The 11517-nt window shown below is 61.6% G+C and carries 12 protein-coding genes; 5 read left to right on the forward strand and 7 right to left on the reverse strand.

Going from position 1 to position 11517, the window contains the following annotated elements; all coding sequences use genetic code 11:
* Positions 1 to 156: 156 nt before the first annotated feature.
* From KQI17_RS12790 to KQI17_RS12815, 6 genes are all read right to left on the reverse strand, one after another.
* Positions 157 to 1908: a class I adenylate-forming enzyme family protein gene (locus tag KQI17_RS12790; RefSeq protein WP_216496594.1), complete on the reverse strand. Its 1752-nt coding sequence runs from the start codon at positions 1906 to 1908 to the stop codon at positions 157 to 159.
* Positions 1901 to 2782, reverse strand: a complete 882-nt coding sequence (locus KQI17_RS12795) for a hypothetical protein (RefSeq protein ID WP_216496595.1) — start codon at positions 2780 to 2782, stop codon at positions 1901 to 1903. The genes KQI17_RS12790 and KQI17_RS12795 overlap by 8 nt, the downstream gene beginning before the upstream one ends.
* The gene (locus KQI17_RS12800) at positions 2779 to 3645 is read right to left on the reverse strand and encodes a glycerophosphodiester phosphodiesterase family protein (protein WP_216496596.1); all 867 of its coding nucleotides are present in this window, start codon (positions 3643 to 3645) and stop codon (positions 2779 to 2781) included. Before KQI17_RS12800 ends, KQI17_RS12795 begins: the two co-directional genes overlap by 4 nt.
* Before the next feature lie 35 nt (positions 3646 to 3680).
* Positions 3681 to 5015, reverse strand: coding sequence for an MFS transporter (locus tag KQI17_RS12805; RefSeq protein WP_216496597.1), 1335 nt, complete (start codon positions 5013 to 5015; stop codon positions 3681 to 3683).
* 253 nt (positions 5016 to 5268) lie between these two features.
* Positions 5269 to 5682 carry a hypothetical protein gene (locus tag KQI17_RS12810; RefSeq protein ID WP_216496598.1) on the reverse strand — a complete coding sequence of 138 codons (414 nt, stop codon included), beginning with the start codon at positions 5680 to 5682 and terminating at the stop codon, positions 5269 to 5271.
* On the reverse strand, positions 5679 to 5882 hold the full coding sequence (locus tag KQI17_RS12815) for a helix-turn-helix transcriptional regulator (protein WP_216496599.1): 204 nt from the start codon (positions 5880 to 5882) through the stop codon (positions 5679 to 5681). The genes KQI17_RS12810 and KQI17_RS12815 overlap by 4 nt, the downstream gene beginning before the upstream one ends.
* 163 nt (positions 5883 to 6045) lie before the next feature.
* Between KQI17_RS12815 and rpe the strand changes: the two genes are divergently transcribed.
* Genes rpe through KQI17_RS12835 form a run of 4 tightly spaced genes read left to right on the forward strand, consistent with a single transcriptional unit; the run spans position 6046 to position 8881 of the window.
* The gene (gene rpe, locus KQI17_RS12820) at positions 6046 to 6696 is read left to right on the forward strand and encodes a ribulose-phosphate 3-epimerase (RefSeq protein WP_216496600.1); all 651 of its coding nucleotides are present in this window, start codon (positions 6046 to 6048) and stop codon (positions 6694 to 6696) included.
* A 6-nt stretch (positions 6697 to 6702) separates the two neighbouring features.
* Positions 6703 to 7302, forward strand: a complete 600-nt coding sequence (gene recR / locus KQI17_RS12825) for a recombination mediator RecR (protein ID WP_216496601.1) — start codon at positions 6703 to 6705, stop codon at positions 7300 to 7302.
* A gap of 13 nt (positions 7303 to 7315) precedes the next feature.
* A complete protein-coding gene (locus KQI17_RS12830; RefSeq protein WP_216496602.1) occupies positions 7316 to 8221 on the forward strand; it encodes a LysR family transcriptional regulator in 906 nt (301 codons plus the stop codon).
* A gap of 6 nt (positions 8222 to 8227) precedes the next feature.
* Complete coding sequence (locus KQI17_RS12835) at positions 8228 to 8881, forward strand: HAD family hydrolase (protein ID WP_216496603.1); 654 nt, start codon at positions 8228 to 8230, stop codon at positions 8879 to 8881.
* 69 nt (positions 8882 to 8950) lie between these two features.
* On the opposite strand, the gene nrdD is transcribed toward KQI17_RS12835, so the two are convergent.
* Positions 8951 to 11149: an anaerobic ribonucleoside-triphosphate reductase gene (gene nrdD / locus KQI17_RS12840; protein ID WP_216496604.1), complete on the reverse strand. Its 2199-nt coding sequence runs from the start codon at positions 11147 to 11149 to the stop codon at positions 8951 to 8953.
* Between nrdD and KQI17_RS12845 the strand changes: the two genes are divergently transcribed.
* A complete protein-coding gene (locus tag KQI17_RS12845; protein ID WP_216496605.1) occupies positions 11136 to 11432 on the forward strand; it encodes a hypothetical protein in 297 nt (98 codons plus the stop codon). The genes nrdD and KQI17_RS12845 overlap by 14 nt on opposite strands.
* Positions 11433 to 11517 lie beyond the last annotated feature (85 nt).

Genomic DNA, 11517 nt, shown 5'->3' on the forward strand with positions numbered 1-11517 from the left:
TTCTGGTTTATAAGTTGCAGTTGGCAGACCGCATCTTTATCTTACCAGAAGGAGTTTTTTCTCCTCAACTATTTAATTCTTACCGAACCACGCGTCTAACGCGTGGTTTTGGTATACAAGAAAGCGAGCCGCTCTGTGAGCGGCTCGCTTTTTGCCTTACTTCTTTTCCTCCTCGGCGGGCGCGGCGGGCGCCTCGGCGGCGTGCTTGGCCTGCTCCTCTTCCTCCAAAACGCGGTAGGCGACCTTGCCGACGAGCGTCTTGGGCAGCTCGTCGCGGAACTCGATGTCGCAGGGCATGGCGTACTTCGCGATGTGCTTGGAGCAGTAGCTCATCAGCGCCTGACGGGTCGCGTCGTTCGCAGGGATGCCGGCGGCGAGCTTGACGAAGGCCTTGACCTTCTGCATCCGGTAGGCGTCGGGGATGCCGATAACGCAGCTCATCTGCACCATCTCGTTCGCGTCGAGGATGTTCTCGATCTGACCGGGGTAGACGTTGTAGCCGGACGAGACGATCATGCGCTTGGCACGGCCGCGGAAGTAAACGAAGCCCTCCGAGTCCATCGTGCCGAGGTCGCCGGTGTAGACCCAAGTGAGGCCGTCGGCGTGACGGCGCAGGGTCTGCGCGGTCTCGTCGGGGTGCTTCATGTACTCCTTCATCACGGTGGGGCCGGCGAGCAGGATCTCGCCCTCGGTGCCGTAGGGGACCTCCTGATCGGTGCCCGGCTCAACGATCTTGATGTAGGTGTCGGGGAAGGGCACGCCGATCGAGCCCTCCTTAAACATGTGCGGCGGCGTCAGGCAGCAGGCCGTGACGGTCTCGGTGGTGCCATAGCCCTCGCGCACCTGCACGGGCGCGCCGTGGGCGTAGAGGAATTTATCCAGCTTCTTCTTCAGCTCGATCGACAGGCTGTCGCCGCCGGAGAACACGCCCTTGAGCGAGCTGAGGTCCGCGTTCTCCATGCTCGGCAGGCGCAGCAGCGCCTCGTAGAGCGTGGGCACGCCCGCGATGAAGTTGCAGTGATACTTGGTGATGAGCTTTGCATAGCTCTTGGCGGTAAAGCGCGGCACGAGGATGCAGCGCCCGCCCTGCGAGAGCATGGTGTGGACGCACACGCCGAGGCCGAAGCCGTGGAACAGCGGCATGGCGGCGAGCATCTTGTCGCCGGGGTTGAACATCGGGTTCGCTGCAATGACCTGCTGACCAAGCGCGTTGAAGTTCCTGTTCGTCAGCACGATGCCCTTGGTCGTGCCGGTCGTGCCGCCGGAGTAGAGGATGACGGCGGGGTCGTCGCCGGTGCGCTTGACGGAATAATTCCAGAAGCAGGCCTTGCCCATGTTCATGAATTCCTTCCAGCGGATGACCGGCGCGTCCTTCGGGATCTTGGCGATCTTGCGGCCCTCGGTGAGCATATAGCCCGCGCGGACGGGCTTGCTCAGCTCATCCTTGACGCTCGCGATGATGATGTTGACGACCTTTGTGTTCTGGCGGATGCTCTCGAACTTGTTGTAGAACTGGTCGAGCGTGATGGCGGTGACGCTCTCGGACTCGTTGAGATAGAACTCGATCTCCTTCTCCGCCGAGAGGGGATGGATCATGTTCGCGATGCCGCCGACGAGGTTGACAGCGTAGAACATATAGATGGCCTGCGGGCAGTTGGGCATGGCGATCGTCACCTTGTCGCCCGCGCGCACGCCGATGGTCTTGAGGGAGCGGGCGCACTTCTTGATCTCCTCGATCATCTGGGGATAAGTCGTGGCCTTGCCCATGAAGTCGAACGCGATGTTCCTTGGGTACTTCTTGGCGATCAGCTCGAGCGCCTCAAACATCGAGCCGTCAAAGTAGTCCAGATGCAGCGGCACGTCGCCGGTGTGACCCGCCCACGGGGTCTTGGCAGTGATCTCAGTCATAATCGACCTCCTGTTCAAATGGCAGCTCGAGCAGCTCGGGGTGCGCGAGCAGGTGCTTGAAGAGCCGAATGCTCTTAGAATAGTAATAGCCGTCGGCAATGCGCTCGTCGACCGTGAAGCCGAGGTCGACCGTCTCGCGCATGGCGACGAGGCCGCTCTGATCGTAAAGCGGCGTCCACTTCTTTTCGCCGATGACGCAGAAGAACGAGCAGGTGCCCCAGTTCGTGAGATGGTGGTAGCCGCTGCGCAGGCGGATGGAGCCGAGGTTGGAGAGGAACACCGAGGCATAGTTCGGATCGGCTCCGATGAGGAAATCTGGACACCAGCCGTGGCGGTCGAGCCAGCGGATGAAGCGGATCGCCGCCTTGGAGAGAAAGCGCGGCAGCTTGTTGAGAATATCCATGCTGTTGTCCGTGGTATTCAGCTTCTGCTCATGGCGCGTGGCGTAGACGCGGCGGCGGATCTCCTCGTGAACGGTGTCCACGGTGTCGGTCGGCGCAGCGTCAAGCAGGGCGACCGCCTCCTCGCTGCCGTCGGAAAATTCCTTCTTGATGATAAAGCCCGCCGTGACCTTGTTGCGCTGGTAGTAATTTTCGTTCGCGTAGAAGCGGTTGAGCTTGGGGCGCAGGGTGATGGTCTTGACCAGCGCCGCCACGATGACGTGGAAGAAGGTGTACTTGAACTCGATGCCCTCGACGTTCTTTTTCGCAAGGTAGGCCTTGATGGGCTCCAGATCGATGCGCTCGGCGATGTAGGCTTCGTTGTCGGCGCGGTGGGGGTAGATGATGCCCATGATAAAGTGCAGGGCGTCGGTCTCGCGCAGGAGCGCCGCGTCTCTGCGGTCGCCCCGGCGTCTCTTCGGAGTCTCGCTCATGGAGTGTCCTCTTTTCTTTCTGATTTTCTCTCTGCCCCGTCCGGGTCGAAGCCCTCGAAGATCGCCTGCGCGCCCTCGCGCTCCGCGGCCTTCAGGTCCTCATAGGTGCGGACGGTCCAATAAAACATATGCGCGCCGTAGAACGCGCGGCAGATGCGCGGCGCGAAGCGCCGGCGGTCCTCAAATTTATAAGCGATGAAGTCGGGCGCGGTGAAGGCGTTGAACAGGAGGTTCGAGAGCAGGAAGCCCACGAAATGCTCCCAGCCCCGCGCGTCCTTACGGAAATTTTCGGAGAGCTGGCCGCGGATGATCTCGGGCCGGAAGGCGCGCAGCCACATCAGGCAGCGCGGGTCAAAACTCTCCATACAATAAGGGATCTGATATTTGTCCAGCTCCTTCGCCGTGCGCTCGGCAAGCGCGCGGTGGTTGCCGCGATAGCTCTTGAGCTCCACGACGAGCGGCAGGCCCGTGCCCTCGTAAAGGGAAAGGACCTCACACAGCTGTGGGATCGTTTCCGGCGTACCGGCAAGGTGGAGCGCGGCAAGGTCCTGCGCCGTGCAGTCCTCAAGCACGCCGGTCACGCCGGTCATGCGCTTTAGGTCGCTGTCGTGAAAAACGGCGAGCGTGCCGTCGCGCAGCAGATGCACATCCAGCTCCGAGCCGTATCCGTGCCGGATGGCGCGGCGAAAGGCCGCAAGGGAGTTCTCCGGCACGCTGTCGGCGCTGCAATGCAGCCCGCGGTGGGCGTAGCGCCGATGCTCCAGCGCCGCCCAGCTCGGATGGTTGGCACGGCTGTTGAGAAAAAAGAGCCAGACGGTGAGCAGAAACAGCGCGAAAAGGATAACTAATTGTAGAGTCTGCACGAAATATCACTTCTTGTTATCGGAAATTGCCGAATTCAGTCGTCCATATCCTCAAAGGCGGCCAGGCCGCTCTTGGCCTCAGCTCTGGAATCGCCGTGGCGCACAAAGCACATCGTGACAAAGGACGCGCCGACGAAGAGCGCCGCGTAGGGGAAGAGCACGCGGTAGCTGATATGACGCATCAGCGTGCCGGCAAGCACCGGCGTGACGACCTGCGCCGCCATGGAGAAGGTGTAGTAATAGCCGGTGAATTTGCCGATGTCGCTGCCGCGGCACATCTCCAGCACCATCGGGAGCGAGTTGACGTTGATGGCCGCCCACGCAAAGCCCACGAGGGCAAAGCAGACGAACATGACGGGATGAATGGTCGAGTAGAGCGTGGTGAGGAAATAGAAGGTCAGGAACATCGCGGCGAGCAGGGCGCAGCCGAAGAGGATGGTCTTTTTGCGGCCGATGCGCGAGGCGAGCTGACCGATGGGAATGTAGCTGACGACCGCGCCGGCGGTGGCAATGAGCAGACAGGTGGACGCGCCGCCGAGTCCCTGTCCCATGACCGCGCCGACGTAGGTGGACCACCAGGTCGTTACACCGTTGTAGCCGATGTACCACAGCGCGATGGACACGAGCAGAAAGCCAAGGCTCCGCTTGACGGGCTTAGGCAGCACCTCATTGCCGCTGCCGTCGTCCTCGGTGAGGTCCCACTCAGGATGCTGCGCCTCGAGCGCGCGCGTCTCCGCGGCGAGCTTCGGCTCCTTCACCGTCAGGAACAGCACCGCGACGCTCACGAGCATGACGGCGGAAACGACGAGGAAAAGCGGCTGATAGTTGACGTGGGCGAGGCCCGCGATCTTGGCGTTCGGGTACATCACCGCCGCGACAGCCAGATAGATGATGCCGCCGATGGCGCCCATGAGGTTGATGATGGCGTTCGCGCGTGAGCGCAGGGGGTTGGGCGTCACGTCCGGCATGAGGGCGACGGCGGGCGAGCGGTAGGTTCCCATCGCCACGAGCAGCAGGCCCAGCACGGCGGCGAAGCCGACGAGCTTCCCGGTCGAGGGAGCAGCGGCGTAGCGGTTATCCAACACCGGCAGCAGGTTCATCAGCACGGCGGCGCAGGCCGTGCCGAGGAGGATGAAGGGCATCCGGCGGCCGATTCTGGTGCTCGTGCGGTCGGAGAGCGCGCCGAACAGCGGCAGCAGGAAAAGCGCCAGAATGTTGTCCAGCGCCATGATCGCGCCGGAGAGCGTCTCATTCAGACGGAACGTTTCGGTCAGGATCTTGGGGATGACGCTGTCGTACATCTGCCAGAACGAGCAGATGGACAAAAAGGCGAGGCCGACGAGGATCGTGCGGCGATGATCGAGCTTCATGCGCAGGGTCTCCTTTTGTAGCTTTCTCGGGAGAAACGCGGCGGCCGGAGCGGAAAGGGAAGGCCCTTCCCACCTTGACCACCCGTTAGGATAGCATAAAAACGCGGCGTTGACAAGCGCCGCGTTTCCGTTTAACACTTTTTTAAGATTTCAGCTCGCGGACCGCTCGCCCGGGAAGCCGGCGCTTTGCGGTCGGAAGTCCCTGAGGGGCCGGGAAAGGCCGCTGACCTCCAATGCGTGCATGCTTTCTTTCTCAATAGACCTTGTCATAATGCCAATAGAATACGGTGTAGAGCAGCCCCTGCAGGCAGGTCAGGCCGCAGAGCACCTGCCCGACAAGCGGCTGCTCGAACACCAGGATCGCCAGCAGCGCCGCGGCGAGCTGAACGTAAACGCAAATGAAAAAGGTCATGCTGCGCGCCTTGTTGGCAACATACGCCGTGCGCTCGTCCTTGAGCGAGGCATCGTAGTCCGCTGCCTTCTCCGGGTCGCGGCTCAGGCGACGCACCCGCAGCAGGCGAACAAGGCCGACAGCCGTCAGTGCGCCGCCGAAGCCGCTGATATAGCTGCTGTATCCGGTCTCCCCCAGCAGCAGTCCCGCGAGAAAAAGCGCCGCGCCGACGCTCAGCCACAAAATGCCGAATTTTTTCTGTTCCTTCAATTTCATGCTTCTTCCTCCTCAAAAAGAAAGATGTCCTCGATCTGCGCGCTGAACAGCCTTGCGATGGCGTGGGCGAGCAGGATGGACGGATTGTATTTCCCGTTTTCCAATGAGATGATGGTCTGGCGCGAGACGCCGAGCGCCGCGGCAAGCTGCTGCTGCGTCATGCCCCGCTCCTTCCGCTTTTGTTCGATGATATTTTTCATGCTGTGCTCCGTTCTTAGAAAGTCAAGCTTGCTTTACATTCATGAGCATAACACCTCATCTGCAAAATGTCAAGTATCTTTTACATTTTTATTTTGCGATTGATTTTAGGCGCGGCCTTTGCTACAATAAATTGAATCTGTTTTTTCACAGGAGGCTGCCGCCATGAACATCAAGATCGCACCGTCCATTCTCTCCGCCGACTTCGCCAATCTCGAGCGGGACATTCGGAAGATCGACACCGCCGACTACGTCCATGTGGACATCATGGACGGCGAGTTCGTGCCGAATATCTCCATCGGCATCCCGGTGGTCAAGGCCATCCGGCCCGTGACCGGGCTGCCGCTGGACGTGCATCTGATGATCACCAAGCCCGTGCGCTACGTTGAGCAGTTCTGCGACGCGGGCGCGGACCTCGTGACCGTCCACGTCGAGTCCGACTTCCCCGAGAACATCCACGCCGCGTTGGAGAAGATCCACGCGAAGGGCAAGCGCGCGGGCATTGTGCTCAAGCCCAACACCCGCGCCGAGGCGGCGCTGCCGTACCTCAAGGAGTGCGACATCGTGCTGGTGATGACGGTCGAGCCGGGCTTTGGCGGGCAGAAGTTCATGGCGGACATGATGCCCAAGGTCGCGCAGCTGCGCGCAATGCTCGACGAGGTCAACCCGGACTGCGAGCTGGAGGTGGACGGCGGCGTGGACACCGCCACGCGCGACGCCTGCGTGAATGCGGGCGCGAACGTGCTGGTCGCGGGCAGCGCGGTCTACAAGGCGGCGAACATCCCCGCGAAGATCAAGGCTTTGAGAGAGGGTTAACAAGGTATGGAGTATTTTCCCGCAGCACTGGAAAAGCTGGTCGAGCAGTTCGCGCGGCTGCCGGGCATCGGCGGCAAGAGCGCGCAGCGGCTGGCGTTCCATGTGCTGAGCCTGACGGACGCGGAGGCGCAGGAGTTCGCCGACGCCATCGTGGAGGCGAAGAAAAAGGTGACGTGCTGCCCCATCTGCCGCAACCTGACGGACGGGGGGCTCTGCCCCATCTGCGCCTCGCCCAAGCGCGATGAGCGCGTGATCTGCGTGGTGGCGGACGCCCGCGACGTGGCGGCCCTTGAGCGCTCGCGCGAGTACAGCGGGCGCTACCATGTGCTCCACGGAGTCATCTCACCGATGAACCACGTCGGTCCCGACGATCTGGAGATCAAGTCCCTCGTCGAGCGCGTCGCCGCCGGCGGCATCGACGAGGTCATCATGGCGACCAATCCCGACACGGAGGGCGAGGCCACGGCGATGTATCTCGCACGGCTGCTGCGCCCCTTTGGCGTGAAGGTCACCCGTCTCGCCTACGGCATCCCCGTGGGCGGACATCTGGAATTTGCCGACGACGCGACGCTCATGCGCGCGCTCGAGGGCCGGCGCGAGATCTGAGGAGGACAGAGCTATGACCGCAAAGTTAGAGCTGTACCGCGTATTCCGCGAGGTCGCGGAGACGGGCAATATTTCCGCCGCGGCGCAGAATCTTTACATTTCGCAGTCCGCGGTGAGCCAGAGCGTCAAGCAGCTCGAGGGCGCCTTACAGACGCGGCTGTTCATCCGCTCCCCGCGCGGCGTGACGCTCACGGACGACGGGCAAATGCTTTTCGAGCACGTCCGCAGCGCGATGGGCCTTTTGGAAACGGGCGAGGAAAAGCTCGCGCAGACGCGCGCCCTGCAGATGGGCAAGCTCGTCATCGGCGCGAGCGACACGGTGACGAGCCAATTTCTGCTGCCGCACCTCGACTCATTCCACAAGAAGTACCCGAACATCCATATTCAGATCATCAGCGGCCGCAGCCACAAGGTGCTCGGCCTGCTGCGCTCGGGCAAGGTGGACGTGGCGTTCGCCTCGTCGCCGAGCGAGGACGAGGGGCTGAGCTGCGTGCCGTGCTTTGCGACGCACTCGTGCTTCGTCGCCGCGGCGGACTATCCCTGCGACTTTGAGCGCGCCTATTCGATGCAGGAGCTCGCGGCGTTGCCGCTCATTCTGCTCGAGCGCAAGGCCAGCTCGCGCGTGTATCTGGAGAAATACTTCCTCGCGCACGGCGTTTCCCTTTCGCCGGAGATCGAGCTGGGCGCGAGGAGCCTGCTCGTGGACCTCGCCCGCATCGGCTTCGGCGTGGCGGGCGTGACGCGGGAGTTCGTGACCGCGGAGCTGGAAAGCGGCGCGATCCGCGAGCTGAAAACCGACTTTGAGATCCCGCCGCGCTCCGTCGATATGTGTACGCTGCGCGACGTGCCGCCGAGCGCGGCGACCGCGCGCTTCACGCAGGAGGTCGCGCGGCGGGTGCAGGCTGAAGAAAGGGGCTGACGAACCATGCGGAGATTTGATACCGTCCTATTTGACCTTGACGGGACGCTGCTCGACACGCTCGAGGACATCTGCGATGCGGCGAACCACACGCTGCGGGAGCTGGGCTATCCCGAGCGGACGCTCGCGGAGATGCGGCGCTTCGTCGGCAACGGCGCAGAGATGCAGATGCGCCGCGCCCTCGGCGCGGACGCGGACGAGGAGACCGTCGCGAAGGCGCTCGCGCTTTACAAGCCCTACTACGCCGCGCATTGCCAGATCAAGACGAAGCCCTACGCGGGCGTTTTGGAGCTGATGGCGGCGCTCAAGGCGGAGGGCTTCCGCCTTGCGGTGGTGTCCAACAAGCCGGACGAGGCGGTGCGTCCGCTGGTCGCGGAGCACTTCGGCGCGCTTGCCGACATCGCCATGGGCGAGACGGCGCAGCGCCGCCGCAAGCCCGCGCCCGACATGGTGAATGACGCGCTCGCGGCGCTCGGCGCGGACAAGTCCCGCGCGGTCTACGTCGGCGACAGCGAGGTGGACATTGAGACGGCGCGGAACGCGGGCATCCCCTGCATCTCGGTGACGTGGGGCTTCCGCGACCGCGAGCAGCTGCTCGAAGCGGGAGCAGCCGAGTTGGCCGCCGATGCAGGCGAGCTTCGTGCGCTGCTGGAAAAATGAACGAAGGCACAAAAAGCGCAGACCCGAAACGGGTCTGCGCTTTTGCTCTGCACTTTTATTCTTCGGTCTTTACAGATGCAGCACGCGCTCCTTGATCTCCTGCGTGCGGCCCTGGTTCCAGAACTGGGTGCCGATGTAGCCGCAGGTACGGCGGGCGACGTTCATCTTGTCCTGATCGGTGTTGCCGCACTTCGGGCAGCGCCAGATGAGCTTGCCGCCGTCCTCGACGATCTCGATCTCGCCGTCCCAGCCGCAGACCTGACAGTAGTCGGACTTGGTGTTCAGCTCGGCGTAGATGATGTTGTCGTAAATGAACTTCATCACCTGCAGCACGGCCTCAAGGTTGTTCTGCATATTGGGGACCTCGACGTAGCTGATCGCGCCGCCGGGCGAGAGGTGCTGGAACTGCGCCTCGAACTTGAGCTTGGTGAAGGCGTCGATCGGCTCGGTGACGTGGACATGGTAGCTGTTGGTGATATAGCCCTTGTCGGTCACGCCCTCGATGATGCCGAAGCGCTTTTGCAGGCACTTGGCGAACTTGTAGGTCGTGGACTCCAGCGGCGTGCCGTAGAGGGAATAGTCGATGTTCTCGGCAGTCTTCCACTCCTTGCACTTGTCGTTCATCTTCTGCATGATGGACAGGGCGAACGGCGTGGCTGCGGGGTCGGTATGGCTCTTGCCGGTCATGTACTTCACGCACTCATAGAGTCCGGCGTAGCCGAGGGAGATGGTGGAGTATCCGTCGTAGAGCAGGCGGTCGATCGGCTCGCCCTTCTTGAGGCGGGCGCAGGCACCGTACTGCCAGAGGATGGGCGCGGCGTCGGAGAGCGTACCGCGCAGGCGGTCGTGGCGGCAGCGCAGCGCGCGGTGGCAGAGCTCGAGCCGGTCTTCAAAAATATCCCAGAATTTTTCGATGTTGCCGCCCGAGGACAGCGCGACGTCGGGCAGATTGATGGTCACGACGCCCTGATTGAAGCGGCCGTAATACTTGTGCTTGCCCGGCTCGTAGTTGCCGGCGTTGGCGATGTTGCCCACGCCCGCGTCGGTAAAGCGGTCGGGCGTGAGGAAGCTGCGGCAGCCCATGCAGGGATACACGTCGCCCTTGAGCTCGAGCATCTTCTTTTCGCTGATGTAATCGGGCACCATGCGGCGCGCCGTGCATTTTGCGGCGAGCTTTGTGAGATAATAGTAGGGCGAATCCTCGTGGATGTTGTCCTCCTCGAGCGTGTAGATGAGCTTGGGGAACGCGGGCGTGACCCACACGCCCTGCTCGTTCTTCACACCCTCGTAGCGCTGAAGCAGCATCTCCTCGATGATGAGCGCGAGATCGCGCTTCTCCTGCTCGCTGCGCGCCTCGTTGAGGTACATGAATACGGTGATGAAGGGGGCCTGTCCGTTCGTGGTCAGGAGCGTGACGACCTGATACTGGATCGTCTGCACGCCGCGGCGGATCTCCTCGCGCAGGCGCTTTTCCACGATGCGGGCGATCTTCGTCTCATCCTGCGCGACGCCAAGCTCCTCGATCTCGGCAAGCACCTGCTTGCGGATCTTCTGACGCGAAACGTCCACAAAGGGCGCAAGGTGCGTGAGCGAGATGCTCTGCCCGCCGTACTGGTTGCTCGCCACCTGCGCGACGATCTGCGTGGCGATGTTGCAGGCGGTGGCGAAGGAATGCGGACGCTCGATGAGCGTTCCGGTGATGACGGTGCCGTTCTGCAGCATATCCTCGAGGTTCACGAGGTCGCAGTTGTGCATGTGCTGGGCATAATAGTCCGTGTCGTGGAAGTGGATGATGCCCTCCTCGTGCGCCTTGACGATGTCCTCGGGCAGGAGGATGCGGTTGGTCAGGTCGCGGCTGACCTCGCCCGCCATGTAGTCGCGCTGCGTGGAGTTGACGACGGGGTTCTTGTTGCTGTTCTCCTGCTTGGCCTCCTCGTTGTTGCACTCGATGAGGGTGAGGATCTTGTCGTCCGTCGTGTTGCTCTTGCGCACGAGCGAGCGGGTGTAGCGGTAGGTGATGTAGCGCTTGGCGACCTCAAACGCGCCGTGCGCCATGATCTGATGCTCGACGAAGTCCTGGATCTCTTCGACCGTGGGCGCGCGGCCCAGACCCTGACAGGCCAGCTCCACGCTCTCGGCGATGCGCTGGATCTGAACGGGCGTCATGCGCGCGTCCTCCTCCGTGGCGGCGTTTGCCTTGGTGACGGCGGCAATGATCTTGACGATGTCGAACTCGACCTCCGCGCCGTTTCTTTTGATGACCTTCATGCAGCAGCTCTCCCTTACTCTAAAATATCCGATAAAATCTATCCTACAACACAATATCTTGTGGCAGTTGACCGTCTGCATTTCAAATTATGGCATACTCTCGCGCACAATGCAAGAGGTTTTTGAAATTTTCTTACAATATCTTGTGGTGGGTAAAAACAAGTATAAACTAAATGTGGTGGAATTGCCGTGGTTTTTGCAACAAAGGCTGATAAGCCGCGCACTTTTTTTCGCTTTTTCCGCCGCCGTTGAAAATTGTCAATACCCAATCGAACATTTTTGAAAAAATTAGAGCAGGGAATTGACGTGAGCGTCGAATAGCTCCTGTGCGGTATGGTAGTCAAGGATTTTACGGTGCATGGCGTTCA

The sequence above is a fragment of the Oscillibacter sp. MSJ-31 genome, assembly GCF_018918025.1.
Lineage (GTDB): Bacteria > Bacillota > Clostridia > Oscillospirales > Oscillospiraceae > Hominicoprocola.

Excerpts from the sequence above, each read along its gene's own strand:
- KQI17_RS12830 (WP_216496602.1), top strand. The coding sequence starts at position 7,316 with ATGACCGCAAAGTTAGAGCTGTACCGCGTATTCCGCGAGGTCGCGGAG.
- KQI17_RS12795 (WP_216496595.1), bottom strand. The coding sequence starts at position 2,782 with ATGAGCGAGACTCCGAAGAGACGCCGGGGCGACCGCAGAGACGCGGCG.
- recR (WP_216496601.1), top strand. The coding sequence starts at position 6,703 with ATGGAGTATTTTCCCGCAGCACTGGAAAAGCTGGTCGAGCAGTTCGCG.
- rpe (WP_216496600.1), top strand. The coding sequence starts at position 6,046 with ATGAACATCAAGATCGCACCGTCCATTCTCTCCGCCGACTTCGCCAAT.
- KQI17_RS12835 (WP_216496603.1), top strand. The coding sequence starts at position 8,228 with ATGCGGAGATTTGATACCGTCCTATTTGACCTTGACGGGACGCTGCTC.
- KQI17_RS12810 (WP_216496598.1), bottom strand. The coding sequence starts at position 5,682 with ATGAAATTGAAGGAACAGAAAAAATTCGGCATTTTGTGGCTGAGCGTC.
- KQI17_RS12815 (WP_216496599.1), bottom strand. The coding sequence starts at position 5,882 with ATGAAAAATATCATCGAACAAAAGCGGAAGGAGCGGGGCATGACGCAG.
- KQI17_RS12805 (WP_216496597.1), bottom strand. The coding sequence starts at position 5,015 with ATGAAGCTCGATCATCGCCGCACGATCCTCGTCGGCCTCGCCTTTTTG.
- nrdD (WP_216496604.1), bottom strand. The coding sequence starts at position 11,149 with ATGAAGGTCATCAAAAGAAACGGCGCGGAGGTCGAGTTCGACATCGTC.
- KQI17_RS12790 (WP_216496594.1), bottom strand. The coding sequence starts at position 1,908 with ATGACTGAGATCACTGCCAAGACCCCGTGGGCGGGTCACACCGGCGAC.